Source organism: Rhodopila sp. (genome assembly GCF_035548235.1).
GTDB lineage: Bacteria > Pseudomonadota > Alphaproteobacteria > Acetobacterales > Acetobacteraceae > Rhodopila.
Map to the genome: position 1 here is coordinate 1 of NZ_DASZTJ010000053.1, position 26,031 is coordinate 26,031.

The following is a 26,031-nucleotide window of genomic DNA, read 5'->3' on the forward strand; positions in this document are numbered from 1 at the left end:
CGAGCCGGTGCGCGGGGCGACCATCATCCAGGGCGATTTCACCGACCCCGACATGCCGGAGAAGCTGACGCAGGCGCTGGGCGGGGCCGCGGACCTTGTGCTGTCGGATATGGCGCCGAACACAACCGGCCATGCGGCGACGGACCACATCAGGATCGTCGGGCTGGCCGAGATGGCATTGGATTTTGCGGTGCGGGTGTTGACCCCGGGCGGCGCATTCGTCGCGAAAGTGTTCCAGGGCGGCAGCGAGAAACAGATCCTCGACGTGCTGAGGCGGGACTTCACCGTGGTTCGGCATGCCAAGCCGCCGGCCAGCCGAAAAGAGTCGTCCGAGTTGTATGTCGTGGCGACGGGGTTTCGGGGCAGTGCCAACACCCGATGACGTACGGCCCTGGCTTCGACCTCACCTGCTGAAAGAGAACATACGATGGTTTCAAGACGGGATGTCGCATCGCTGCTAGGAGCGGGATCGTTCGTCGCTGCCGGGCTGACGACGGTCTCCGAGGCGCAGGCCCAGGCTCAGCCGCCTGCCACCGAAAACACGTTCGATAGCGTTCGCCGAACCAAGAAGCTGCGGATCGCCGGTATCGTCGGGACCGAACCCTATTACAAGAAGGACGTCGTCACCGGAAAATGGTCGGGCTTCTGTGTCAGCATGGGTCAGGACTTGGCGCAGTCGCTGGGCGCCGAGCTTGAGATCTCGGAAACGACCTGGGGCAACTCGGTGCTGGACCTGCAGTCCAAGAAGATCGACATCATGTTTGGCCTGTCGCCGCTGCCGTCCCGCGCCCTGACGGTGCAGTTCACCCAACCGATCATGAACAACACCTTCACGATGGTGGTGAGGCCTGGAGTCGAGGGCAAGACCTGGGCGGATTTCAACAAGCCCGGCGTCCGTGTCGCCGTCGATATCGGCTCCACGCAGGACATTTTCGCCCGGCACATGCTGCCGAAGGCGACTTTGGTTGCATTGGAGAATTTCAGCGACATTCCACTGGCCATGCTGTCGGGCAGGGCCGACTGTTCGGTACAGGTGGCGATGAACTCACTCGCAACGGTGAAGAAGAACCCGAAGATCGGCACGATCGTCGTTCCGACTCCGATCAGTGCGCAACCGACCTGCGCGGGCCTGCGGCCTGATCCCGATTCCCGGTTCCGCATCTTCGTGAACAACTGGCTGGCGTATAACCAAAGTCTGGGGACGATGCGGAACTGGATCATATCCAGCCTGCCGCTCGCGAACATCCAGCCTGGCGATATCCCGCCCGATCTTACCTTCTGAGAAAGGTCGCGATCAGAAAATCCCCGCCGCCATGCCGGCGGCCAGCGCCGCGCCGACCTCTCGGCATCGGGCGAGGTCGCCGGCACCAATGAGCTTGGGGGCCAGGATCGCCTCGGGGGTCTGTGCCTGTGTCCGGACGATCAGCGGCTCCGCCACCGGGCGGAGCCGCCAGCCCGTGGCGATCCTTGCGATCTGACGCGCAGCATTCTCGCCGTCGCTGCCGGCACAGATCAGGCTGGCGTAGGGACGGCCATTCACCCGATCCAGCGCCGCGTAATAGGTCCGGTCGAAGAAGTCCTTCATTATGCCGGCCAGCGCCGCCAAGTTCTCGGGAGTGGCGAACAGGTAGCCGTCGGCGTTCAGCACGTCCTCCGGGCCAGCATCCCGCGCGGCTCGAAGGCATAGCTCGACGGCTGGCTCGCCACGGGCACCTTCGGCTGCCGCTTCCGCCATCTGGCGTGTCCCGCCGGTAAGAGAGTGCCAGACGATCAGCAGGCGCATCAGGCGTAGGCGGCAGGCCGGCGGGTCACGGCGCTGACCAGCAACAGGGCGACAATGTTCAAGACCAATGCAACGATCCCGATATTCAGGTCCCGCAGCGCCTGGGGCAAACCGGGGAATAGTGAGGCGATCGTCGTGTGGGTCAGCGACGTTGCAGCCACCGTCGCGACCCCCACGCATATGCCCGCAAACGCGCCCTGCTTGCTGACAGGGTTGTACGGCAGCAGGCTGGCGATCAGGACAGGAAACAATTGCGTCACGAACGCATAGCCCATCAGCAGCAATGCCACGATCGTCGCCCCGCCACGCAGCGTGAACCACACCGATACCAGCGCCAGCACCGGCACCAGCAGCCGTGCCAGCCGGGAAACCCCCGCCACCGACAGGTTCGGGTTGACCGCTCGGATCACGTTGTTGGCCAGCAGGGTGGACGCGGCGATCAGGATCATCGATCCCGGCACTAGCGCGGTCAGCACGCCTGCAGCACCGATCACGCCGACGAACCAGGGATCGAAGGTCTTCACCGACAGGCGCAGCAGCGATAAGTCGATCTCCGGCCCCTTCAAGCCCGGCACCTGCAGGATGGCAGCGAAGCCGACGAAGAAAACGAACAGCAGGATCAGCTGGTACAGCGGCATCATTACGGCGTTGCGGCGGAACACCCCTTCCTGCCTAGCAGTAAACAACGAGCCGAAGGTATGCGGCCACATATAGAAGCCCAACGCCGTCAGTAGCACCGTCGAGTCGAACCAAGCGACGCTCTCACCCTTCGGCTGCAAGGCCAGGAAACCGGGCTTCGCCGCATCGATGGCCGAAAACATCGCATGGTATCCACCGTAATAATGCCATGGGAGATAGATCCCCAGGAACAGCACGACGGCCAGAATAAGTATGTCCTTCGCCACTGCCGTCCAGGCTGATCCATAGACGCCCGAGACGGTGACGTAAGCGGTGACGATCGCGGCGCCGATCCAGATCGCGACGGACGGTGAGACGACACCGTATGCGGCCGTGTCGACGATGATGCCCAGGCCCTTGAACTGCAGTACCAGATAGGGAAGCAATGCAACGATTCCGACCACCGCCACCAGAACGCCCAGCGCCGGGCTATCATACTTGCGGGCGAAAAAATCCGGCTGGGTGATCAGCCGGTGCTGACGGGCATAGCGCCAGATCGACGGCAGCAGCCAGTATGAGATGATATAGGCGAGGCACCCGTAGCCAAGAATATAGTATGCTGCGGCGCCATGGCCGTAGGCGAAGCCGCTGCCGCCAAGGAAGGTGAAGGTCGTATAGATCTCACCAGCCATCAGCACGAAGACCAGGACCGTTCCGAAGCCGCGGCCGCCGACCGACCATTGCTCCAGGTCCATGTCCTTGCCGCGGCGCGCCAGCAGACCAAGGATCAACACGCCTACGACGGTCAGGGTGATGATGATAAGGGCCGCGTTCATGGGCGGTCCTCGGTCCGGTTGGCGGGGTCACATAGGTAGATGATTCCCATGATCGCCGCAGTCAGCACGATCCATAGCACTACCCAGGCTAGAAGCAGGGGCATCCCGAGGATCAACGGATCCACGCGGTTAAAGAGGGGAACACCGCCTAGGATGCCAATGAACGGTAGTATTGCCAGATATCGTATCGCACCCATGATTGTCCCCGCCCCCGGATTCGAGCGGGAGTAAATGATAAATTAACGCCGTAGTCACGATAAAGTTTTGCTATTTTGACGATCATTGGCTGCGTGCGCAGGAAATTGCATGCAAATCAGGTCGGCGCCGCCAGGTCCGGCAATGATTCTCGGTCCAGTATCATCGGGCGCAACAAAAATACAGGATTGCGACGGGAGCAGTGCGCTGCCGGCGACCGAGACCGAACCGGCCGCCACCAGCCAGAACTGTCCTCCGCCCACCGCCGGATCCGGCCCGGTGACGGACCCGAGCGCCGGAACGGCATAGCGCCAGGAACCGAGACCGTCCGTGGTCTCGGCGATGACCGCGACGCCGTTGGTTTCGGTCAGCGCGGCGAGATCCTCGCTCGACAACGGCGGCAAGGGACCGCAGGTCGCCTCCCGGTGCTGATGCTTCGCTCGCGCCTCCCGCAACTGCTGCCGGGCAGCGGGCATGTAGCGGGCGCCAGGGTCCCAGGTGTTGCGCAGGGTAAACCATGCCACGCCTTCATCGGCTGCGACGATCGGACCGTAGGCGGAATAGGCATCGGTATAATGGATCGCGACGCTGGCGACATCATGGATACCCAGACGGCCGGAGCCTTCTACGATCACCTGATACTGATCCGCCTGGTGGAAATGCGGTTTGACGATTGCACCGGCTTCCTTCTCGACCAGGAAGGCCATCGGGTAAAGGCCCTCGCCGGAGGGTACCGCGTCGCCTTCCTTCAGCGTGTTGCGGTTCTGTCCGATAAAGGTGGTGTGCCACCCATTGGCTGTCTTGCGGCGGTTGTTGGCGTGGGCGACGGTGCTGTCGGCCGTGAGGATCATTGGGTCGGTCTCCTCTTTTGTAACCAACGCTATCAGCGTTACCGAGTTCTGCCAACTTTTCCGGATCGCTGGGGCGCGATATGACTGGCGGAAATGCTGGCAGGAGACGTTCGATGCCTTATCCCCCCTTCGATCTGACCGGCAAGGTCGCGCTGGTGACCGGCGGCAACAGCGGCATCGGCTTGGGCATGGCGAAAGCGATGGCCCAAGCCGGCGCGAAACTCGCTATCTGGGGCACCAACGCCGCCAAGAATGCCGCTGCGGCATCGGAGATCGGCGCCTTCGGCCAAGAAGTGATGGCGCTGGAATGCGATGTCGGCGATGAGGCTGCGGTCGAGTCCGCGTTCGCCCGCACCCTGGATCGTTTCGGCCGCATCGATGGCTGCTTTGCCAATGCCGGCGTCTCGGGGCGCGGAGGCCACACGTTCCTCGAAATGAGCAGTGCGGAGTGGCATCGTGTGACCCGCATCAACCTCGACGGCGCGTTCTACACGTTTCGCGCCGCCGCCCGGCATATGGTGGAGCGGGGTAGTGGTGGCGTCCTGGTGGGCACGGCGTCGCTGGCGGCGATCGAGGCCGCGCCCCGATCGGAACATTACGCCGCCACCAAGGGCGGCATGATCTCCATGGTCCGCGCAATGGCAGTCGAGTTCGCCCGGTACGGCGTGCGGGCGCATGCGATCCTTCCGGGCTGGATCGAGACGAACATGACGGCAAACGCGGTCAATACCGAGGGATTCCAGAAAAAGGTGCTGCCGCGCGTGCCGATGCGCCGCTGGGGTGAGGGGGACGATTTCGGCGGGATTGCGGTGTATTTGATGAGTTCGGCATCTAAATATCACACTGGGGATACGTTCGTGATCGATGGAGGCTATTCCCTGTTCTGACCAAGAGGCGCACTGAACCGCGTCCATTCCCCCGCGTTCCCGTCACCGATGCAGGAGGCAAGTCGCAATGGCACGTTCACCGCAGTCACGCGTCGTCGGTATCGATCACATCTCCATCCGGGTCAGCGACTACGAAAAATCCAAAGCATTCTACGCCAGGCTCCTTGATTTCCTGGGCTTCGAGGTCGAAGCCGATTACGGCAGCACCATCGGTTGGAAGAATGGCATCACGCTGTTCTGGATCGCACCGGCCGATGCCGGCGACAGGCACCGCAAGCACCATACCGGCGAAGTCGGGCTGCATCACTACGCCTTTCGACTGCGGAGCCGAAAGGACGTCGACGAGCTCGACGCCTTCCTACGCAACGAGTTAAAAGCCGAAATTGTCGATCCTGCCGGGGAGTATTACGATGATTATTATGCCGTTTTCTTCCTGGATCCCGACGGGATCAAGCTGGAGGGCATGAAATACGGCGAACGCCACGCGGCGGGGTGAACGGCGGTGTCAAGCCCCGGCGACGGTCATCCCCTCGACCCGGACCGTCGGTGAGTCCGTCCCCCGTCTGAAGACCAGGTCGTTCGCCGGCGTCAGGTTGGCGAACATCGCGATCAGGTTGCCGGCGATGGTGAACTCGGCGATGGGTTCGGCCAGCGCGCCGTCGCGGATCATGAATCCCGCCGCGCCGCGCGAATAGTCACCGGTGACGCCATTGATCCCCATGCCGATCATCTCCGTGACGTAGACGCCCTCCTTGATGTCGGCCATCAGCGCCGCCGGCGTCAGACGGCCCGCCGCCAGGTACAGGTTCGAGGCCGACGGCGACGGCGGCCCGCCTGTGCCGCGCACGGCGCTGCCCGTTGATGTCATGCCAAGCTGCCGAGCGGAGCGACTGTCGAGAAGCCAGGTGGTGACAACGCCGTCCTCGATCAGTGCACGGGTACGGGTCGGCACGCCCTCCCCATCGAACAAACGCGAGCGGGAGCCTCGCACCCGGCGTGGATCGTCATGGATGTTGATCCCGGCGGCAAAGATCCGCTGATGCAGCTTGTCCTTCAGGAAACTGACGCCGCGCGCCACGCTGGCACCGTTGATTGCACCGGCGAAGTGCCCCAGCAGGGAACCGGCGACGCGCGGGTCGTAGATCACGGACATCTTGCCGGTCTTCGGCCGCACCGGCCCCAGGCGCGCCAGCGCACGCTCCGCCGCGCTGCGGCCGATCGCCTCGGGCGAATCGAGGTCGGAGAAATAGACCGCGCCATGATAGTCGTAGTCGCGCTGCATCTCGGTACCGGTTCCGGCCAGCGCCGTGGCCGAAATCGAATGGCTGGTGCCGCCCCGCTTGCCCGCGAAGCCGGCCGAGGTCACCAGGGTAATCTCGGTCCGGCCATATCCGGCTTCACCGCCTTCGGAATTGGTGATGCCCTTGACCGCGAAGGCGGCCGCCTCGGCAGCACGGGCGCGTTCGGTCAGCAACTCCGGCTCCGGTTCGTACGGGTCTGCCAGGTCCAGATCACCCGCTTCAGGAGGCGTCCAGGTTTCGGCGAGGCCGGCGAATTTGTCCTCCGGTACCACTTTCGCCATGGCGACGGCGCGTTCGGCGAGGGCCGGGAAGCCCGCGAAATCCAGTGAGCTTGATGACACGATGGCCGATCGGGTGCCCACGAACACGCGCAGACCCAGATCCCGGCCGTCCGAGCGTTCCAGGTGTTCGGTCCTGCCTTGACGAACCGACACCGACAGCGATGCGCCTGAGACAAGCACGGCATCCGCCTGGTCCGCTCCGGCGGCACGCGCCTTTCCGATCAGGTCGCCCAGGACGGACAGGGTATCGGTCATCGCAACTCCTCAATCACGGCGTTCCCTGCCTTGGCCCAAGCGGGCCATGACGGATACATCGCCTCAGTTGCTATAAGGGGTGCCAGGACCTCGGTTGACAAGTCCCCGGCCCCGCCATCCTTGACAAGCGGATGACGCGCCTCATGCTGCCGGGAAACCAGGGGGAAATCGATGGCAGCGTTGGATAACTGCTACAATGTCTTCGACCTCCGCGCGGCGGCCAAGCGGCGTCTGCCGAAAGCGGTGTTCGAGTTTGTCGACCGGGCAACGGAAGACGAGTTGGCGTTGCGGAACAATCGGGCGGGATTCGAGAAGATCAAGCTGCGGCATCGCGCGCTGGTCGACGTCTCGGGCCGGACGACGAAGACGACGCTGTTCGGCAAGGAGATCGCGCTGCCGATGGCGATCGCCCCCACCGGCGCGGCCGGGCTGTGCTGGCATGAGGGTGAGCTGGAGTTGGCCAAAGCGGCGGCGAAGGCGAAAATTCCTTTCACCCTGGCGACCGGCGCCATGACATCCATGGAGAAGATCGCCCGGGACGCGAATTTTCGACTGTGGTTCCAGCTCTATGTCTGGAAGCAGCGCGAATTGTCATACCAGTTGATCGAGCGGGCAAAGAACAACGGGTTCGAGGCGCTGATCGTAACGACCGACACGATCGTGCCGCCGAACCGGGAATACAACGCCAAGAACGGATTCCTGCTGCCGTTCCATCCGACGATGCGGTTCACCGTCGATATCATGCGCCATCCTGTATGGTTCAGCTCGGTGTTGATGAAATACCTGACGACGATCGGCATGCCACGGAACGAGAACTACCCCGAACCCTATCGCCGGCCGATCGGCAACGACGCACATACGAAGGAAGTGATGCGTCAAGATTCGCTGAACTGGGACGACATCAAGATTTTCCGGGACAAATGGCCGGGGATCCTCATGCTGAAAGGCATCAATCGGGTGGATGACGCGCTGAAGGCGATCAGCTATGGCGTCGACGGGCTGATCGTGTCGAACCATGGCGGGCGCAACATGGACAGCGCCGCGGCAACGATCGACATGCTGCCCGAAATCGCCGAGGCAGTGGGCGACAAGGCAACGGTCATCCTGGATTCCGGTGTCCGCCGCGGTTCGGACATCGTGAAGGCCGTGGCGCTGGGCGCCAAATGCGTCCTGACCGGTCGTGCAACGCTGTATGGAACAGCGGTCGGCGGGGAAGCCGGGGCGTCGAAGGCCGTTGGTATCATCCAGACCGAGATGGACAAGACCATGGCTTATACCGGCTGCAACCGGGTGGATGAGATTTCCACCGATATCTTCTTCAGAGACCATGAGAGCAACCGACTGATGGCCAGCTAGGAGGAAGCAATGCCGTTCTACGAACGAGGCCCCGTCCGCATTCACTACGAAGAAGCTGGCTCGGGTTTTCCTCTCTTGCTGATTCCCGGCGGCGGCCTGAATTCGGACATTTCCTATCTGACGGGGTTTCCGCCATTCAATTGCATGGAGGTGCTGAGTGACCAGTACCGCTGTATCACTATGGACCTGCGCAACGCGAAGGGTGGACAATCGACCGGGCCGCTAGAGATCGATCGCCCCTGGGACGCCTATGCCGACGACCAGCTTGGGCTGATGGACTATCTGGGGATCGACAAATTCCTGGTCATGGGGTTCTGCATCGGCGGTCCCTTCATCTGGAACTTGCTGAAGCGAGCCCCCAAGCGGATCGTCGCCGCGGTGCTGGCCCAGCCCAGCGGGTTCCGGCCGGAGATGCCGGACTTGTTCTACAATAACAATATCGCCGGCTGGGGGCCACCTCTGGTGGAGCGGCGGCACGACCTCACCATGGACATGGTGGATGCGTTCCTGAAGAAGATGTATGGGTCCAATCCGGATTTCGTTTTCACCGTAACGCGTGATTTCGTCCGCAACTGCCAGACACCGGTGTTGATCCTTCCCGACGACGTGCCGGCGCATCCCTACGCCGTCGCCATGGAAGCTGCCCGGCTGGCGCCGAACGCGGAAGTGAGCATCTACCCGTGGAAGGAAACGCCGGAGCAGGTGACAGAGGCGCTGGCCCACATCCGTCGCTTCCTGGCCAAGCATCGGCCCGGCTGATCAACCTGCCGCCAGTTCGTCTCCAGCGTCAGCCATGCAGCGAACCCACGCCTTTGGCGCGTGCATTGCATCGGTCGGCGAAACATCCAGGAGCCGTCTGGACCATGGAGCCATATCAACTCACCGCCACCGAAGCCGCCAACCTGATCGCGGACCGAAAACTCTCGGTTGAAGAACTGGCTCGATCCTGCCTCGCTCGCATCGCCGCTCGGGATCCTGCAATCCATGCATGGCTGTTTGTCGATACGGACCTGGTGATCCGAAACGCGCGGGAGTTGGACAAGCTGGCAGTCGCAGACGGGCCCAAGACAAGGCTGCACGGCTTGCCCTGGGGCGTGAAGGACATCATCGACACGTTCGACATGCCGACGACGCAGAATTCGCCGATCTACCCGGCTGTCCACACCAACCGGGATGCCGCCTGCGTCGGCATCGTGCGATCCTCGGGCGCCCTGATTCTAGGCAAGACCGATACGGTGGAGTTCGCCTCGGGCGGCCGGAAGGCACTATCGCGTAATCCGTTCAATCCGGCTCATACGCCCGGCGGCTCCTCTTCAGGGTCGGGCGCGGCGGTCGGTGATTTCCAGGTGCCGCTGGCGTTCGGCACCCAGACCGGCGGATCCCATATCCGTCCTGCGGCGTTCAATGGCATCTACGCCCTGAAGCCGACCGGGCATCTGGTGTCACGTGAGGGCGTGCGGATGTCCTCGATCACGCTGGACACGGTCGGCTGGTATGGCCGCTGCGTCGACGACCTGATCCTGGTGGCCGAGGCGTTCCGGTTGCCAAAATCGCAAGCTCCGGTGCCGTCCAGCCCCAAGGGCGTGCGCGTCGGCCTGTGTCGCAGCCCGGCTTGGCACGCAATCGAACCGGCCGGCGAGGTCAGCTTGATGACCGCCGCCCAACGTCTGCGCGACGCCGGCGCAATCGTGGAAGAGTTCGAACTCCCGGCGCCGTTCAATGACCTTCAGGACGCGCATGCCGATATCGTGGAGACCGAGGGCGGCCGGTCCTTCCTGCCTGAATACCTGTCGTCCTACGCGATTCTTGCACCCGACCTGCGGCGCAAGGTGGAGAACGCCCGCGGTGTAACACCCGAGAGGCTACTGGCCAGCTACGCCCTGGCGGATTCCTGCCGGCCGGCGTTCGATCGCCTGTTCGGTCCGGAGTTGGACGTCATCCTGACCCCCAGCGCCCCCGGCGAAGCACCCGAGGGTCTGCATACAACCGGCAACGCGATCTTCCAGCGGATGTGGACCTTGCTGCACGTTCCCTGTGTGGCGATCCCGGTCGGCCGTGGCCCAAGGAACCTGCCGGTCGGCATCCAGCTGATCGGCCCGCGCATGAGCGACAGGCGGCTGCTCGACCTCGCGCGCATATTAGCGCCGGCGATTGACGCCCATCCGAAAGCGGCCCTGCGGGAGCTGTGCGGCTAGAGGTCCGCGAGCCGAATCCAGCCACCGACGGCAATCGCGACGACCGCGCCGGCCGCGATCCAGGCCGGCGTGTCGGCGCCAACATCACGTGCGATCACCACCCATAGGCAAAAGGTCGCGATCCCCACCACGATCCCGCCGATCAGACTGGCTTTGCCGGATTTGATCCGCGCGCGCGGCACGCTCATTCGGCGGCTATCGTGCGCCGCAGGTCGGAGCGGACCGTGCGCGTGTCATACCCGTTGAAGATGTGCTTCAGCAGCCCGCATTCCAGGTCCGACGTGCCGAAGAACCAGTCCGCCACCGGATAGGTCAGGTTGAAATTCCGCCCCATCATGATCGCCTGGTCATGATGGGCGATGTGATGGCGGCGGATCGAGTTCACCAGCGGGATGTGCTTGACGATCCGGTCGTCCTTCACGTGGCAGCACAGGTGGAACAGCTCATAGTTCAAATAGAGCGCGACATTGGTGATCAGCAGCAGCCAGCCGGCATTGGGCAAGCCCAACGCGCCCAGGATCGCCGCCGGTGCCAGAGACAGCGCCATGAACGCCACCAGCGCGTACGGCGGAAAGAACACGATCCGGAAGTCGCGCAGGTTGTCGATGGTCGGCTCGACATTGGTGAAGAATTGATGGTGCGCCAGCGTGTGCCGGCTGTAGATGCCCATCAGGTACTTCACCGGCCGGTGCATCACATATTTATGGATCCACCATTCGAACACGTTCGAGATGCAGAACGCGATCGGGATCACCAGGAACTCATACCAGGCAGGCACGTGGACCTGCCGCACGCAATACCAGATCGCGGCGCCGCCCAGGGCATAGATCAGGGCCACATGCACCAGCCCGACATAGGCCGGAGCGATACGGGTGCGGAAATCGGCACGGAACGCCGCCTGACGCGCGGACATGGGCATGGTCGTTCTCCCTTGTCCCGCAGAATACACCAGTTTGCCCGCTGGCTGAAGGGCTAGACGCTGACGTCTCCCGCCAGGAACCGGAGCTGCCCCTCAGGCGTGTTGAGCAGCAACGCGCCGTCGGTGTCCAGGCCGGCGAACTGGCCAGCGATGGGCCCCTCGGCGCCAGTGAACTTGATCTCTGCCCCGACCGGATAGGACAAGCCCAGCCAAGCTTGCCGGATCGGTCCAAATCCCTGCTCGGTCCACAGATCGGCCAGCCGCCGGAAACGGGTCAGTAGCAGGTCTCGAGCGCCGTCGACCGTCGCGATGCCGCCCTGCGCCGCAACGGTCGTGGTGCGATAGCCGGTGGAGGAAGGGGCTTCCAGGATGTTCAGACCGATGCCGACGATCACCGCCGCCTCCGCCTGCTCCACCAGGATGCCGGAGATCTTGGCCTCCGCCGCCAGCACGTCGTTCGGCCATTTCAGCACGACGGGGACCTTCGCCGGCACCAGCGCCCGGACCGTCTCGGCAACCGCGATCGCGGTCAGGAACCCCAATTCCGAGGAACGCTGCGTTGGCAGGCCGGTGCGCATCAGGATGGACATGTAGAGATTGCCAGGCGGGCTGAACCAGCTTCGCGCCATACGGCCGCGCCCACTGGTCTGTTCGTCGGCATGGACGACGGTGCCATCGCCGGCCCCCTCGGCCGCGAGGCGGCGGAGCTCGTCGTTCGTCGAGCCGATTGTGTCGTAGTGACGGATGGTGAAGCCTGAGGTCATCGGACCGATTATACACGATCTCCGCCGAAGCCATATTCGGCGTTGGCGGCCGCCGCAGCCATGTTCAAACCTGGCGGAAATCGGCTATCACCGGATGAACGACAAGGATCTTAGCCCGATGGCCAAACCCGCCCTGCCCTCCTCCGCCGCGACCGAGTGGGACCGCGATGCCGCCCTGACCACTGCGCGTATCCTGCTGGAGATCAAGGCGGTGAATTTCCGGCCGGAGGAGCCCTATACATTCACGTCCGGCTGGAAATCCCCCGTCTATATCGACTGCCGCCGCATCATCTATTTCCCCCAGGCGCGGTCCAAGATCTGCGCCCTGGCGGTCGAGAAGGTTCATCGCCATGTGGGCTATGAATCGATCGAGACCGTGGCGGGCGGGGAGACCGCCGGCATTCCGTTCGCTGCCTGGATCGCGGACCGCATGTCGCTACCGATGTCCTATGTGCGCAAGAAACCGAAGGGGTTCGGCGCCAATGCACTGATCGAAGGCGATGTCCCGGTCGGCCGGCGCACGCTGCTGGTGGAGGACCTGACGACCGACGGCGCGTCCAAGATCCGCTTCGCCAATGCGTTGCGGGACGCGGGAGCGGTCGTCAATCACACTTTCGTGGTATTCTTCTATGGCGTCTTTCCCGGCGCGTTCGAGACGCTGGCGAAGATGGACATCGCGTTGCACAGCCTGTGCACCTGGTGGGACGTGCTGGAGGCCTGCAAGGACCGGCCATATTTTTCCGACGCGGCCCTGTCCGAGGTGCGGCGGTTCCTGGAGAACCCCGTTGCGTGGTCAGGTGCGCATGGCGGGATCACCTCGGCCGAGGAAGCCATGGCGCGCAAGGCCGCTGCGGAGGAATGAGCCGCGCGAGCGGCACTACTCCGCCGCTTTTGGCTTCCGGACGGCCCATTCCTCGACGCTGATGCGGGGCATCTCGAAACGGTCGGTGACGCGGGAATACCAGCCGGCGCCATGCATGCGGCCGATCAGGTCCAGCTTCGGCGTGTCGATATAGCAGCGCTCCGCATCCAACACGCAGTCGTCTCGCACATAGATCGCCACCACCTTGCCCAGCACGACCGAACGGTCGACGCCGACATCGACGATCACCAGTCGCTCACATTCCAGGGCGACTGGGGCCTCGGTGATGCGCGGCGGCTTGACGTGCACCGACGGGGTCGTCGTCAGCTTCGCTTCCTTCAGCTCGTCCACGCCTTTGGGAAAGTCGATGGCAGTGATGTTCATCTGTTCCGCCAACTCATGGCTGACGAGGTTCACCACGAACTGGCCGGTGCGGCGAATGTTGCCGCCGGTGTCCTTGACGTCGCCCGGCCCGCGCCCGCCGATGCCGATGGCCACGACCGGTGGATCGCCCGAGACTGCGTTGAAAAACGAGAACGGCGCGGCATTGATCGTCCCATCGACGTCCTGCGTCGTGACCCAGGCGATGGGGCGCGGCTGAACCGTCGATACCAGCAACTTGTAGATATCGCGCGATGCAGTCGCGGAAAAGTCGAAGATCATGGACAAATCTCGATACGTTGGGCCGGGTTTCGCCTTGTCAGCTTTACTATCGCCTCCTCCGGGTCACGGCAAGCGGACGGGGTCAGCTTGCCATCACGTGCCGCCTGCTCTTCATCAGCGGCTGGATGCGCTCGCCGAAGGCCTGCATGCCCAGGACGAAATCATCGAAGGTTAGCATCACTCCCGCGATCCCCTCGACCGCTTCCAGTTCGTCCAGCAGGGCAGCCACCGTGGCATAGGACCCGACGACGGTGCCCATGTTGAAATTCACCGCCGAGGCCGGATTGACCATGCTGGCTGCCGTGCCCCCAGGATCTGCCTTGTCGTCGGCGCCAGCCTGGTCGCCCAACCACTTCAACGCGTCGAGATCCTTGCCGGCCTTGTAGGAGTCCCATTTCGCCTGCGCGGCAGAGTCGGTTTCATCCGCAATCACCATGAATAGCGCATAGGCGCCCGTCTTGCTGCCCGATTGGGCCCTTACCGCTTCCATCAACCGCCCGACTGTATCGGCACATTTAGTTGGCGTGTTGACGCCCTCGCCCAGGCAGAAGTTGAAATCAGCGTATTCGGCGGCGAATTTCATGCCTATGTCGCTCTGACCGGCCGAAACGATCGATGGCATGATCGAGGGTCGAGGACTCAGCCGACAATCGTCCATCTTGAACCAGGCGCCTTTGAAGTCGGATCGGCCTTTCGACCACAGTTCCCTCATCACTGTCACGTATTCCGCACTGTATTCGTAGCGACGTGCGTAATGCTCCGCGCCGGGCCACAAGCCCATCTGCGAATATTCCGCCTCGGCCCAGCCGGAGACGATGTTCACCCCGAACCGGCCTGGCGCGATGCTGTCGATCGTGGACGCCATGCGCGCCACGATCGCCGGCGGCAGCGTCAGCACCGCTGTGGAGGCATAGAGCTTGATCCGGTTAGTCACCGCCGCCAGACCGGCCATCAGCGTGAAGCTTTCCAGCGCGTGGTCCCAGAACTCCGACTTGCCGCCGAAGCCGCGTAGCTTGACCATCGAAAGGGCGAACTCGAAGCCGTATTTCTCAGCCAGCAACGTGATCTCGCGGTTCAGCGTGAAACTGGCGCCATATTGCGGCGAAGCAGTGGAAATCAGCCAGCCATTGTTCGCAATCGGAATGAAAACGCCCAGGTCCATGGTCGACGCCTCGTCTCGGATAACGGATATTGATCTGGCGCGATGCAGGCGGTGTGCCATGATCGGTCGGTGTGCGTTCAAGATGTCAGGGAACTGGTGACCCAGATGACGCCCTGAGCGGGCAAGGATGCTCAAATTCTGGGCGTGACCCCACGGCGTTGCCACGGCCGAGCTTAGGGACGCCCATGGCACGGCACTTGCCTGCCATCCCTCCGAAGAGCAAGCTTCCAGTAGGAGGGGAGCACGCAACCGATGCTGGAAGAAACCATCCCGATCCTCGACCTGGCACCCTATCTAGCAGGGAAGCCCGGTGCCGATCATGCCTTGGCGGAGCAGCTTCGCTGGGCCAGCGAAAACATCGGCTTCTACTTCATCACCAACCATGGTGTTCCGCAGTCCCTGATCGACCAGACATTCGTGGAGACCGCCCGCTTCCATGCACAACCCATGGAAGAGAAGATGAAGCTGCTGATCAACAAGGACCAAATCGGCTACCTGCCGATGGGCGGCGCGAAAATGCGCAGCAGCGAGGTAAATAAGAACACCCGCCACGACCTGAACGAAGCGTTGTTCATACGGCGCGAGCGTGTGCCGGACGACCCTGACGTGATCGCCCGGAAGCCGTGGCGAGGGCTGAATCAGTGGCCCACCAACCTGCCGGGCTTCCGCGAGAACGTGCTGGCTTACTGGACGCGCATGGAGCAACTCGCACAGTCCCTGCTGCCGCTGTACGACTTGGCACTGGGCCTGCCGAACGGCTTCTTCCGCCAGCGGTTCGAGGGGGCTCACATCAACCTGCGCCTGTCGCATTATCCGCCCGTCGAAGCCGAGGAGAACCAGTTCGGCATCGCCCCGCACACGGATAGCGGATTCATGACATTCCTGCCGCAATCGGCCGTACCGGGGCTGGAGATTTTGACGGTCACCAAAAAATGGATCGCCGCGCCGCCGATGCCCGGCACCTTCCTGGTGAATACTGGTGACATCCTGTGTCAATGGACGAACAAACGGTTTCGCTCGACACCACATCGCGCGGTGAATCGGTCCCCTGCAGCCCGGTATGCGATCCCGTTCTTCTATGATCCGAACACGGATACCGTCATCGAATGCCTGCCGGGTTGCAGCGGCGTCGACAACCCGCCGCGTTACCCAACACGGACATTCGGCGAATACTACGCCTGGTTCGTCAAAATGAACTACCGCCACCAGGAAGAAGCGGCGGCCTGACAAGGGTTCGGGAGAGGAAACGTCCGATCGGTAAGGAGATCGGACGACGTGGCATACCGCCTTGGCGTCGATATCGGCGGCACTTTCACCGACATCGTCCTGCTGGACGATGACGGCGGCATTCGCACCAAGAAGCTGCTGTCCTCGCCACCGGACTATTCCGAGGCGATTGAAAGCGGCGTGCGAGAGTTGCTGGCCGAAACCGGCATCGCGGCATCGGCGATCAGCGAGTTCCTGCACGGCACTACGGTCGTTACGAACACGATCATCGAACGCAAGGGCAGCCGGATCGCCCTGGTCACCACGACCGGGTTTCGCGACGTGCTGGAACTGGGTCGTTTCCGGACGGCAAGATTGTATGACGCGCGCGCCCGCAAACCCGAACCGCTGGCTGAACGGCGGTTGCGGTTCGAGGTGCGGGAACGCGTGGCCGCGGATGGGTCGGTGCTGCATCACCCTGAAACGACGGAACTGGACGCGATCGCCAAGGCGATCCTGGCAGAGGACGTCGAAGCCGTCGCCGTCTGCTTCATCAACGCCTATGCCAACGGCGAGAACGAGGCCTTCGCCGCCGACTACCTGCAACGGTTGATGCCGCATCTGCCGGTCAGCGCGTCCAGCCAGTTGCTGCCGCAGATCCAGGAATATGAACGGACCTCGACCACCGTGGTGAACGCCTATGTTCGGCCGGTGGCGGAACGGTATATCAGCGCCCTGCAGCGCCGCTTGACCGCGATGGGCATCACGGCACCGCTGACGCTGATGCAGTCGAGCGGCGGGTCGGTACCGGGGACCGTGGCGGCGGTCAACCCGATAACGATCATCGAATCCGGCCCTGCCGCCGGTGTGGTGGGTGCACAGCGGCTGGCAATCAAGAATGGGCTGGGGGATCTCATGGTGCTGGATGTCGGTGGCACCACGGCGAAATCCGCCATAATCCAGAACGGCATCTTCGCCATTGCCACAGAAACCGAGGTCGGTGGCGCGGCAGCCATGGGGCACCGGCTGATCCAAGGTTCGGGCTATGCCGTGCAGGCCCCCAGCATCGATATCGCCGAGGTAGGGGCCGGTGGCGGCAGCATCGCCGCGTCCGACGCGGCGGGCGGCATCCTTGTCGGGCCCAGGAGTGCCGGGGCGGTCCCGGGGCCGGTCTGCTACGATCGTGGCGGTATCGAACCGACCGTCACCGACGCGAACCTGCTGCTGGGCTATATCAGCCCGACCGCGCTGGTCGGCGGCGACCTAGCCGTGAACCCGGCGAAGGCCGAGGCGGCGATCGGTGCGTTGGCGGCGCGGATCGGTCTGTCCACACTCGATACTGCCTATGGCATCTTCCTGATCGCCAATTCCAACATGATACGCGCGCTGTCCGGCGTGTCGTCCGAACGCGGTCAGGATCCGTCGCGCTTTCGGCTGTTCGCGATCGGCGGCAATGGCGGCGTCCACGGCACCAAGCTAGCCGAGGATCTGCGTATGGAAACGGTGATCGTGCCACCGGTGGCCGGCGTGTTTTCAGCCCTGGGCATGCTGTTCACCGATGTCGAGCATCAAGTGATCCAGGGCTATTACAAGCCGATCGCCGACGCCGATCCCGCGGCGCTGGAAGCCGTGCTGGCGCCGATGCGGGACAAGGCCCGTGCATTGCTGTCCGATGGTGGATTCCCGCCGGACCGGCAGGAGATCGTGCCGATGGCCGAGATCCGATACGCCGGCCAAACCACGACATTGCCGGTGCGATTGGCGCCCGCCGATACGCTGGAGCGGTGCGCGGCGGACTTCGCGGCCGCTTATCGGCAGATCTATGGCTATGATTCGCCGGGTGAGCGGCCACAATTCGTGACACTAAAAGTGCTGGGACGCGGACTGCCGGAGAGGCCGCGCGTCCCGTCCGACCTGCACCGCGATCGGGAGACCGGAGGTGCCGCGAAGGCTCGCCGCGTCTATTTTGGTCCGGAACTGGGCTGGCATGAAACATCGGTGATCGGGCGAGCGGCGCTGGGCCTTTCGCCGCAGCCGGGACCGCTGATCGTCGAGGAATACGATTCGACTTCGGTCGTCCGGCCCGGCTGGACAGCCGAGAAGGACACCGGCGGCAACATTGTGATGCGGAGGGCCGGCTGATGGAGATCGATCCGATGGTCATCGATCCCGTCAAGCGGGAGCTGATCAAGAACGCGCTGGTCACTATCGCCGACAACATGATCGTGCTGGTGATCCGTACCTCACGGTCGGTAGTGGTGAAGAACAACCTGGATTTCTCGGCATCGGTGCTGGACGGGCAGGGGCAGATGGTGGCGCAGGGACTGGCGCTGCCGGGGCATCTGGGGGCGACGATGCCGGCGCTGAAGGGTTGCCTGGACCAGTTCGGCGACGACATCAATCCGGGTGATATCCTGTGCAACAACGACCCGTATTCGGGCGCGTCGCACCTGAACGACATCTTCATGTTCAAGCCGGTGTTCGATCAGGGACGGCGCATCGCCTTCCTGTCGATCATCATCCACCATACCGACATGGGTGGGCGCGTGCCGGGCGGCAACGCTGCCGACAGCAGTGAGATCTACCAGGAGGGGTTGCGTATCCCGCCGATGAAGATCCTGGATCGCGGGGTGCCGAACGACACGCTGCTGCGGATCATCAAAACCAACGTCCGCGTGTCTGATCGGGTGTTGGGCGATATCCAATCCCAGATCGCCAGCCTGAACGCTGCCGAGGTGGAATTCCGCCGCATGCTGGCCGATTACGGGACCAGGACGATCGAGACCTATATGGCCGACCTGATCGACCACGCCGAACGGCTGACGCGCGCGAATATCCGCGCCTTGCCGAAGGGCGTGGGCACGTTCAGCGATTGGATCGACGATGACGGGGCCGGTGGACCCGACGTGCGGCTGCAAGTGAAGATCACGATCGAGGAGGAGTCGATCGAGATCGACTTCACCGGCACTTCCCCGCAGACCAGCGGGGCGCTGAACCCGAATCTGTACTTCACCGTCGGTCTTGCGTATGCCGTACTTCGGACGGTGATGGACCCCAACATCCCGGCGAACGCCGGGTTTGACCGCTGCGTGCGGGCGATCGTGCCGGAAGGGTGTTTCCTCAATCCGCGGTTCCCGGCCCCGGTGGGGGCGCGGGGTCTGGGTGGGTATCGGGTGCGCACGGCCGTCTCCGGCGCGTTGGCGCAGATCCTGCCGGACCGGGTGCCGGCCTGCGTCGGCGGCAGCGAGTTCGCCCTGGTCCTCGCTGGCTATCCCAAGGACGCTAAGCCGTTTTTGATGCTGGAGTTCCACAACATCACCGGCGGCGGCGGCGGTCCTGACCTGGATGGTCAGGATGGTGGCCCCTGGTGTCTGGGCAACGTCGCAAACGTGCCCGTGGAGGTGCTGGAGGCGGAAAGCCCGGTGCGGATCGAGCGATACGCATTCCTGCCCGACACGGATGGCGCGGGCAAGTACCGCGGGGCATTGGGACTCGTCCGGGAGTACCGCTTGCTTGCGGATGACGCCTTGGTCCAGTTGCGGTCCGATCGGCAGAAGCATCCACCTTATGGCCTGTTCGGCGGCCATGACGGCGCACCGGGCCATATCGTCATGAACCCAGGCACGCCGGAATCGCAGACCATGCCGTCGAAATTCGTTGGTCGTATGAAAAAGGGCGACCTACTGCGCGGTGAGATGCCTGGCTCTGGCGGCTATGGCGACCCGTTTGAGCGCGATGCCGCCGCGGTCGTCGATGACGTCCGCCAGGGCAAGATTTCGTCCAGCCGAGCGCGCACCGTTTATGGGGTGTCGTTGAAGGCGGATGGGACAGTTGATCATGCCATGACGATCGAGTTGAGAAAGGCTGCAAGATGAGTGATGAAGACTTCCCGGTGTTCAGCGCGCCCAAAGGTCTGCTGACCCGCCGCACCGGGCTGCTGGCGGCCGCCTCGGCCGTTCTGTCCTCGAACTGGATCAAGACCGCCCGAGCGGATTCTGGCGGCACGCTGACCGTCGGCCTGTCCAACAACCCGGTCACCTGCGACCCGATCAACATGTCAAGCCACGATACCGAGATCATCAGCCAGAATATCTGGGAGAATCTGATGGAATTCGACATCGAAGGGAAGCTCCGCCCGCAACTGGCCAAGACATTCCCCGACATTTCCGCTGACAAGCTGATCTATACCTTTGATCTGCGGGACGACGTACCGTTCTCGGACGGCACGCCGATGACCTCGGCCGATATCAAATACTCCATCGAATTCACCATCGACCCGTCGAAGAAAAACAGCCGCGGGTTGGTGTTCAAGTATATCGACCATGTCGAGACGGACGGACCGCATCGCGTGCATGTCCACATGAAGGAGCCGTTCAATCCCTGGATGTACTTCCTAACCAAGTTCTGCGGCACATGGCCCAACGGATCGCGTGAGAAATACGGGCAGGAGTATTTCCGGTCGACGCCCAAGAATGTCGGCACCGGACCTGGCGTGTTCGAGGAGTGGAAGCCCAATGACTACGTCAGCCTGACCCGCAATCCGCATTACTGGCAGAAGGGGCTGCCGCATTGGGATCGATTGGTCATCAAGATCGTCCCGGAGGATGCGACGCGCGTTGCGTACCTGCTCAGCGGCCAATGCGATATCATCGGCGAACCGCCGCCGCGGGAGTTCAATCAGCTGAAAAAGCGTCCGGGAATCCAAGGAGGATCGATTCCGACCTGGGGCGGTTGGTGTGTCATGTTCCAGAATCCCACGCGGCCGCCGTTCGACGATGTGAACTTCCGCAAGGCCATTCAGCATGCGGTTGACCGCAAGACCATCTGCGACAGGATCTATTACGGCCTGGTGGAAAAATCCGGTATCCCAGCCCCTGCCTCAAGCTGGTGGTATGATAAGGCCGCCGACGAAAGCACCGCTTACAATCCGGAACTTGCAAAGCAATATCTGGCGAAATCGAAATATGCCAAAGGGGCGGAGTTCGATATCGTCATGAATGCCGAACCCTACCTGCTGGACGTCAAGGACGCCGGCGTATTCATTCAAGCAGAACTCGCCAAGCTGGGCATCAAGGTGAACCTGAAGCCGAACTCCTTCCCCGTGACCCAAGCCAAGATCATGGGCGGCGACTATACGGCGGGGTTGGCGAACTTCATGTCTCCGGGTGAACCGACCTACTTCCTGATGGCCAGTTTTACCGCCAACAACTTCATGTCGAAAACGTTCGGGAACCAGACGGACCCCGAAGTTGCCGCCGCGCTGAAAATCGCCTTCGCAGAAACCGATGAAGCGAAGCTGAAGCCGGTCTATGCCAAGTTGATGCAGCATCTGGCCGATGAAGCGTATTTCACCTGGATCGGCTATTTCGCGGCAGCAAATCTCTGGCGCGACCGGGTGAAGAACTTCAAGCCCAGCCGTGGGCTGACGATCAACGTCCACGACGTGTCGCTAGCCTGATGCTGACTGTCCTTCTGCGCCGCATCGGTTTCTCTCTGTTGTCGCTGGTGTTTGTCAGCGCCGTTCTGTTCGCGCTCACCCGCGCCATCCCGGACAGCCCTGCTCGGATAGTCCTGGGGACCGATGTGACGCAGGCGCAGATCAAGCAGTTCGAGCACGATCACGGGCTCGATAAGCCAATCGTCGCGCAATACGTCAGTTGGCTCGATGGAATCTTCATTCGTGGCACGCTGGGGACGTCATTCATCACCGGGCGGCCGGTTGGGCCGGACATCGTTTCGACATTGCCGGTAACACTCGAGCTGGTAGTCGAGGCCTTTGTCCTAGCGCTGATCCTGTCGATTGCGTTCGGAACCATATCGGCACTTCTGCGCGACACCATCCTGGACTACGCGGTTCGGCTGGTCGCCGTGCTGGGCGTCTCCATTCCGGGTTTCTGGGCGGCCCTGTTGCTGATCATGCTTCTGGCTGTCGATCACGACTGGTTTCCACCCGGCGGATTCCAGCCCTGGTCCGCCGGCATCGGCGCGCATCTCGATTCGATCGCGCTGCCAGTGTTTTGTCTGGGCATTTTCTACATGGCGGTGCTCAGCCGCATGACACGCTCCAGCCTGCTGGAAGTGCTGGGGCTGGACTACATGCGTACAGCCCGGGCGGCGGGACTGCCGCGGCGGACTGTGTTGATCTACGCGCTGCGTAATGCATTGGTGCCGGTGATCACCGTGGCCGGAATGTCGTTCGGCTACATGTTCGGTTGGGCCTTGATCATTGAATCCGTGTTCAATATTTCCGGCCTGTCCTATGCGCTGCTGACTGCAATCCAACAGCGCGACTTCACCCTGGTGCAGGGGATCGTGATGGTCTTCACCTTCATCTTCATCGTCGCCAATCTCGTGGCGGATATGACCAACATGTCATTGAATCCTCGCTTGACGGCAGTGAGCAAGTGATGCGGCGCCTGGTTCACATGTTCGGGGGGCCGGGCGGGTTGGCTGGCGCGATCCTGGTGCTGCTGATCGTCGCGAACGGGCTCGCGGCGCCATGGATCGCGCCGTACAATCCGACAGACGTCGACATGATCAACACGTTGGCAGAGCCATCGCCCGATCATTGGTTCGGCACCGACCAATCCGGGCGCGACGTGCTCTCCCGCGTGATCTGGGGAGGCAGGGCCTCGCTGGAGGTGTCGGCCTTGGCGGTGGTGGTCGGCCTGGCAGGCGGTATCACCCTGGGGTTGCTTGCCGGCTTCTTCAACGGCGGTTGGCTGGAACAGATCGTCATGCGCACGCTCGATGCCATGGCCGCAATCCCGTTACTGATCTGGGCGATCGCGCTGGTCGGCATCCTCGGTGTCGGACCGTTCACCGTCCTCGGCCTGACCTTCGGCAACGAGGTCAAGCTCCTGGTCTTGCTTGGTGTTCTCTACATCCCCACGATCGCACGCATCGTCCACACCGGCGCATTGGGTGAGTCCCGCGCCAACTACGTCGCCGCGCGGCGCTTGCAGGGCGTGGGATCCGTGCGGATCATGGTGTCCGACGTGCTGCCCAACTGCCTGTCGCCCGTCATCGTGCAGGCAACTCTGCTGCTGGCGATCGGCATCATCATCGAGGCGTCTGTCAGCTTCGTCGGCCTGGGTGTGCAGCCGCCGGCGCCAAGCTGGGGCAACATGCTGGCCGACGCGCGAAACTATCTGTTCAGCGGCGAATGGTGGCTGTCGGTGTTTCCCGGCGCCGCGATCTCGGTGTCCGTGATCGCGTTCAACCTTTTGGGCGATGGGCTGCGCGACGCCCTTGATCCGCGGCACACGACGCAGGCCTTGACGGCATGACAGAGGAACTTCTCCGCATTGATGCGCTGCACGTTGCCTTCGGCGAACGAGAAGTGGTGCGTGGCGTCGACCTGCGTATTGCTCCTGGAGAGGTGGTCGGGCTGGTCGGCGAATCCGGCTCCGGCAAAAGCATGTCGGCGCTGGCGCTGATGCGCCTGCTGCCGACGGGCGGCCGGATCAGCAGCGGGGCGATCCGTTTCAAGGGTCAGGACCTGATGGAGATGCCGCAGCGCGCCTTCAACGCGCTGCGCGGCAGCCAGATCGGTATGATCTTCCAGGATCCGCTGTCGGCCCTGAACCCGGCTATCAGCATCGGTCGTCAGATGATCGACATGATCAGGGCGCATCAACCTTTGTCTCATGGTGCAGCAATGGCACGGGCGGAGGAACTGCTGACATTGGTCGGCATCCCCTATCCGAAGCAACGACTACTGGCTTATCCGCACGAACTCTCCGGCGGGATGCGACAGAGGGTGATGATCGCGCTCGCTGTATCTTGCAATCCAAGCCTGCTGATTGCAGACGAGCCGACCACGGCACTGGACGTAACCGTGCAGGCTCAGGTGATGGATCTACTGGACCGGATCCGCACTGAATTCAGTATCGCTATCCTGTTCATTTCCCACAACCTCGAACTGGTGGCGGAGATCTCCTCACGAGTGATCGTCATGTATGCCGGCCGCATCGTGGAGACCGGGGAAGTACACGACCTGTTCGCCGCGCCTCGGCATCCGTATACGCGGCAGCTTCTGCGCTGCATCCCGCGCCTCGACGGCAGCCACGGCGCCATGCCGACCATCCCTGGGCTGCCGCCACGTATCGGCGCCTTGCCACCCGGATGTCCGTTCGCCCCACGTTGCGACCGAGCCGAGGCGATCTGTCACAACGAAACGCCACCGATCGTCTGGCATAATCGTCAGATGGCGGTTTGTCACTTCGCCAAAGAGGCGGTCCCGGCATGAAAGCTGACGCTCCCCCGCTGATGCAGCTGAACGCCTTGCGCAAAACCTATCGTCTGCGCCGCACGTTAATCGAGCGGCTGAAGGGGGTCGACCGCGTGGTGACGGCGGTGGATGGGGTGTCGTTGAGCATCCAACGGGGCAGTATCCTGGGCCTCGTCGGCGAGAGCGGCTGCGGCAAGTCCACATTGGCGCAAATGCTGGTGGGCTTGTTGCCGCCTACGGGCGGAACGATCGAATATGACGGCACCGATATGAGCGGGCTTGCCGGCGACGCCTGGCTCAACTACCGGCAGGGTGTCCAGATGGTCTTCCAGGACACTGGCTCCTCGCTGAACCCGCGCAAGCGCATTCGCACTATCCTACGCGAAGCGGTTGCCGCTCGCGGTTTGAAAGGTGATTGCCAGGACACGCGCGTCGCCGCATTGATGGAACAAGTAGGGCTGGATATCCAGCTTCTCAGCCGCTACCCCCACGCTCTGTCCGGCGGCCAACGCCAGCGAGTCGGGATCGCACGCGCGCTCGCGATGGAACCGTCGCTTTTGCTGGCCGATGAGCCAGTTTCCTCGCTGGACGTGTCGCTGCAAGGCCAGATCATCAACCTGCTGCGAGAGCTCAACGAAAACCTGGGCCTGACAATCGTACTGATCAGCCACGACCTTGCCGTGGTCGCGCGAGTCTGCGACGCCATCGCGGTGATGTACAGCGGTCGCATTGTCGAAAGCGGCACGCCCGACCAAGTGCTGACGGCACCACGTCACCCTTATACCCAGGCACTGCTGGACGCCGTTCCACGCGGGCTGGAACGGCGGGATCGCAAGCGTACAATCCTGCCCGTCGAATCCGGCCCAATCCTCACCGGCTGCAAGTTCCGTCGCCGCTGCGCTCGGGCAGTCAATGCATGTGAAACGACCGATCCTAAGCTGGCGACGGCGGGGCCTGGCGGGCATGAGGCAGCGTGCCTTATGGTCGGATGATCAGGGTGCCAACTTCGACAGGATCAGTTTGGTGGCGCCAGAAATATCTCCGATTTTCTCCCCTGCTTCGATCCGCTTGAACGTGACCTCCTTCTCTTCCTTCTGCATTGCGATCGCGCGATTTGCATCGCGCTCGATATCGGCAGGCGGCAGAACCAGGACGCCATTTTCGTCAGCAACGATCGCGTCGCCAGGATTGACCGCAACACCACCACAGGAAACGGGGATGCAAAACCCGCCTCCCAAGCCCAGCATCTTGCCGGTCACCGGCGTTGTGCCGCGGCACCAGACAGGTACGCCGAACTCCCGCAGTTCCTGAAAGTCGGTGGCCATGCCGTCGATGACGACGCCGGCAACACCGGCGTGCTTCGCCGCATAGATGACGGCACCGCCGGTGATGGCGTGCTTATGGTCGCCACAGCGATCGATCACCATGATGTCACCGGGCCGGATCTGACCCAGAGCGAAGTGTACGATCGTCGAATCAGGTCCCGCCGATTGCACGGTCACGGCCGTGCCGGCGATCCGGACATCCTTTTGCAATGCCTTGATCGCTGGATCGACAAAACCGGTATGCCGGAAATGCCCGATTGTGGCCGGTTCGGCTTTGGCCAGCAATGCCAGAAGGGCCGGATCGATCTGGGGCGGTAGTGGGCGGACGGTGAACATGCA

At 62.8% G+C, this 26,031-nt stretch carries 27 protein-coding genes; 16 read left to right on the plus strand and 11 right to left on the minus strand.

From position 1 onward, the window contains the following. Positions 1-382 (plus strand): RlmE family RNA methyltransferase (locus tag VHB27_RS04410; RefSeq protein ID WP_325597716.1); only part of this gene is annotated, 382 nt, incomplete at its 5' end. A 45-nt stretch (positions 383-427) separates the two neighbouring features. After that, positions 428-1,282, plus strand: a complete 855-nt coding sequence (locus tag VHB27_RS04415) for a transporter substrate-binding domain-containing protein (RefSeq protein ID WP_325597717.1) — start codon at positions 428-430, stop codon at positions 1,280-1,282. 12 nt (positions 1,283-1,294) lie between these two features. Here the strand turns inward: VHB27_RS04415 and VHB27_RS04420 are convergent, their stop codons facing one another. The 4 genes from VHB27_RS04420 to VHB27_RS04435 are packed head-to-tail and all read right to left on the minus strand — an operon-like array spanning position 1,295 to position 4,283. Then, positions 1,295-1,783 (minus strand): flavodoxin family protein, encoded by a 489-nt coding sequence (locus VHB27_RS04420; RefSeq protein ID WP_325597718.1) that lies wholly within the window; start codon positions 1,781-1,783, stop codon positions 1,295-1,297. After that, positions 1,783-3,237: a sodium:solute symporter family protein gene (locus VHB27_RS04425; protein ID WP_325597719.1), complete on the minus strand. Its 1,455-nt coding sequence runs from the start codon at positions 3,235-3,237 to the stop codon at positions 1,783-1,785. The genes VHB27_RS04420 and VHB27_RS04425 overlap by 1 nt, the downstream gene beginning before the upstream one ends. Continuing rightward, positions 3,234-3,434, minus strand: a complete 201-nt coding sequence (locus tag VHB27_RS04430; RefSeq protein ID WP_325597720.1) for a DUF3311 domain-containing protein — start codon at positions 3,432-3,434, stop codon at positions 3,234-3,236. The genes VHB27_RS04425 and VHB27_RS04430 overlap by 4 nt, the downstream gene beginning before the upstream one ends. Before the next feature lie 54 nt (positions 3,435-3,488). Next, positions 3,489-4,283, minus strand: a complete 795-nt coding sequence (locus tag VHB27_RS04435) for a hypothetical protein (RefSeq protein ID WP_325597721.1) — start codon at positions 4,281-4,283, stop codon at positions 3,489-3,491. A gap of 113 nt (positions 4,284-4,396) precedes the next feature. Here VHB27_RS04435 and VHB27_RS04440 point away from each other — a divergent pair, with 113 nt between their 5' ends. Beyond that, positions 4,397-5,170, plus strand: coding sequence for an SDR family NAD(P)-dependent oxidoreductase (locus VHB27_RS04440; protein ID WP_325597722.1), 774 nt, complete (start codon positions 4,397-4,399; stop codon positions 5,168-5,170). Between the two features lie 67 nt (positions 5,171-5,237). After that, entirely contained in the window at positions 5,238-5,666 is a 429-nt protein-coding gene (locus tag VHB27_RS04445) for a VOC family protein (protein WP_325597723.1), read from the plus strand. A 9-nt stretch (positions 5,667-5,675) separates the two neighbouring features. Here the strand turns inward: VHB27_RS04445 and VHB27_RS04450 are convergent, their stop codons facing one another. Continuing rightward, the gene (locus VHB27_RS04450) at positions 5,676-7,007 is read right to left on the minus strand and encodes a TldD/PmbA family protein (RefSeq protein WP_325597724.1); all 1,332 of its coding nucleotides are present in this window, start codon (positions 7,005-7,007) and stop codon (positions 5,676-5,678) included. Between the two features lie 171 nt (positions 7,008-7,178). On the opposite strand from VHB27_RS04450, the gene VHB27_RS04455 reads away from it, so the two are divergent. From VHB27_RS04455 to VHB27_RS04465, 3 genes are all read left to right on the plus strand, one after another. Continuing rightward, positions 7,179-8,363, plus strand: coding sequence for an alpha-hydroxy acid oxidase (locus VHB27_RS04455; protein ID WP_325597725.1), 1,185 nt, complete (start codon positions 7,179-7,181; stop codon positions 8,361-8,363). 9 nt (positions 8,364-8,372) lie between these two features. After that, positions 8,373-9,122 carry an alpha/beta fold hydrolase gene (locus tag VHB27_RS04460; protein ID WP_325597726.1) on the plus strand — a complete coding sequence of 250 codons (750 nt, stop codon included), beginning with the start codon at positions 8,373-8,375 and terminating at the stop codon, positions 9,120-9,122. A 104-nt stretch (positions 9,123-9,226) separates the two neighbouring features. Next, positions 9,227-10,558 (plus strand): amidase, encoded by a 1,332-nt coding sequence (locus tag VHB27_RS04465; protein ID WP_325597727.1) that lies wholly within the window; start codon positions 9,227-9,229, stop codon positions 10,556-10,558. Here the strand turns inward: VHB27_RS04465 and VHB27_RS04470 are convergent. The 3 genes from VHB27_RS04470 to VHB27_RS04480 are packed head-to-tail and all read right to left on the minus strand — an operon-like array spanning position 10,555 to position 12,241. Continuing rightward, positions 10,555-10,746, minus strand: a complete 192-nt coding sequence (locus VHB27_RS04470) for a hypothetical protein (RefSeq protein WP_325597728.1) — start codon at positions 10,744-10,746, stop codon at positions 10,555-10,557. The two genes, VHB27_RS04465 and VHB27_RS04470, sit on opposite strands and share 4 nt — an antisense overlap. Next, positions 10,743-11,477: a hypothetical protein gene (locus VHB27_RS04475; protein WP_325597729.1), complete on the minus strand. Its 735-nt coding sequence runs from the start codon at positions 11,475-11,477 to the stop codon at positions 10,743-10,745. The genes VHB27_RS04470 and VHB27_RS04475 overlap by 4 nt, the downstream gene beginning before the upstream one ends. 53 nt (positions 11,478-11,530) lie before the next feature. Beyond that, positions 11,531-12,241, minus strand: a complete 711-nt coding sequence (locus tag VHB27_RS04480; RefSeq protein ID WP_325597730.1) for a biotin--[acetyl-CoA-carboxylase] ligase — start codon at positions 12,239-12,241, stop codon at positions 11,531-11,533. Between the two features lie 118 nt (positions 12,242-12,359). Here VHB27_RS04480 and VHB27_RS04485 point away from each other — a divergent pair, with 118 nt between their 5' ends. Beyond that, entirely contained in the window at positions 12,360-13,103 is a 744-nt protein-coding gene (locus VHB27_RS04485; RefSeq protein ID WP_325597731.1) for an orotate phosphoribosyltransferase, read from the plus strand. 15 nt (positions 13,104-13,118) lie between these two features. Here the strand turns inward: VHB27_RS04485 and VHB27_RS04490 are convergent, their stop codons facing one another. Continuing rightward, positions 13,119-13,766 carry a flavin reductase family protein gene (locus VHB27_RS04490; RefSeq protein ID WP_325597732.1) on the minus strand — a complete coding sequence of 216 codons (648 nt, stop codon included), beginning with the start codon at positions 13,764-13,766 and terminating at the stop codon, positions 13,119-13,121. 82 nt (positions 13,767-13,848) lie between these two features. Beyond that, positions 13,849-15,063: a pyrimidine utilization protein A gene (rutA, locus tag VHB27_RS04495; RefSeq protein ID WP_325597733.1), complete on the minus strand. Its 1,215-nt coding sequence runs from the start codon at positions 15,061-15,063 to the stop codon at positions 13,849-13,851. Positions 15,064-15,180: 117 nt separating this feature from the next. Between rutA and VHB27_RS04500 the strand changes: the two genes are divergently transcribed. From VHB27_RS04500 to VHB27_RS04535, 8 genes are read left to right on the plus strand one after another with little or no spacing between them, the layout of a single operon-like run. Beyond that, positions 15,181-16,155: an isopenicillin N synthase family dioxygenase gene (locus VHB27_RS04500; RefSeq protein WP_325597734.1), complete on the plus strand. Its 975-nt coding sequence runs from the start codon at positions 15,181-15,183 to the stop codon at positions 16,153-16,155. Between the two features lie 48 nt (positions 16,156-16,203). After that, on the plus strand, positions 16,204-18,276 hold the full coding sequence (locus tag VHB27_RS04505) for a hydantoinase/oxoprolinase family protein (protein ID WP_325597735.1): 2,073 nt from the start codon (positions 16,204-16,206) through the stop codon (positions 18,274-18,276). Beyond that, positions 18,276-20,009 (plus strand): hydantoinase B/oxoprolinase family protein, encoded by a 1,734-nt coding sequence (locus VHB27_RS04510; protein ID WP_325597736.1) that lies wholly within the window; start codon positions 18,276-18,278, stop codon positions 20,007-20,009. Before VHB27_RS04505 ends, VHB27_RS04510 begins: the two co-directional genes overlap by 1 nt. After that, complete coding sequence (locus VHB27_RS04515; protein WP_325597737.1) at positions 20,006-21,592, plus strand: ABC transporter substrate-binding protein; 1,587 nt, start codon at positions 20,006-20,008, stop codon at positions 21,590-21,592. Before VHB27_RS04510 ends, VHB27_RS04515 begins: the two co-directional genes overlap by 4 nt. Next, positions 21,592-22,542, plus strand: coding sequence for an ABC transporter permease (locus tag VHB27_RS04520; RefSeq protein WP_325597738.1), 951 nt, complete (start codon positions 21,592-21,594; stop codon positions 22,540-22,542). The genes VHB27_RS04515 and VHB27_RS04520 overlap by 1 nt, the downstream gene beginning before the upstream one ends. Further along, a complete protein-coding gene (locus tag VHB27_RS04525; protein ID WP_325597739.1) occupies positions 22,542-23,423 on the plus strand; it encodes an ABC transporter permease in 882 nt (293 codons plus the stop codon). Before VHB27_RS04520 ends, VHB27_RS04525 begins: the two co-directional genes overlap by 1 nt. After that, on the plus strand, positions 23,420-24,385 hold the full coding sequence (locus VHB27_RS04530; RefSeq protein ID WP_325597740.1) for an ABC transporter ATP-binding protein: 966 nt from the start codon (positions 23,420-23,422) through the stop codon (positions 24,383-24,385). The genes VHB27_RS04525 and VHB27_RS04530 overlap by 4 nt, the downstream gene beginning before the upstream one ends. Continuing rightward, complete coding sequence (locus tag VHB27_RS04535) at positions 24,382-25,359, plus strand: ABC transporter ATP-binding protein (protein WP_325597741.1); 978 nt, start codon at positions 24,382-24,384, stop codon at positions 25,357-25,359. The genes VHB27_RS04530 and VHB27_RS04535 overlap by 4 nt, the downstream gene beginning before the upstream one ends. On the opposite strand, the gene VHB27_RS04540 is transcribed toward VHB27_RS04535, so the two are convergent. Next, positions 25,360-26,028 carry an RraA family protein gene (locus tag VHB27_RS04540; RefSeq protein WP_325597742.1) on the minus strand — a complete coding sequence of 223 codons (669 nt, stop codon included), beginning with the start codon at positions 26,026-26,028 and terminating at the stop codon, positions 25,360-25,362. Positions 26,029-26,031: the final 3 nt, after the last annotated feature.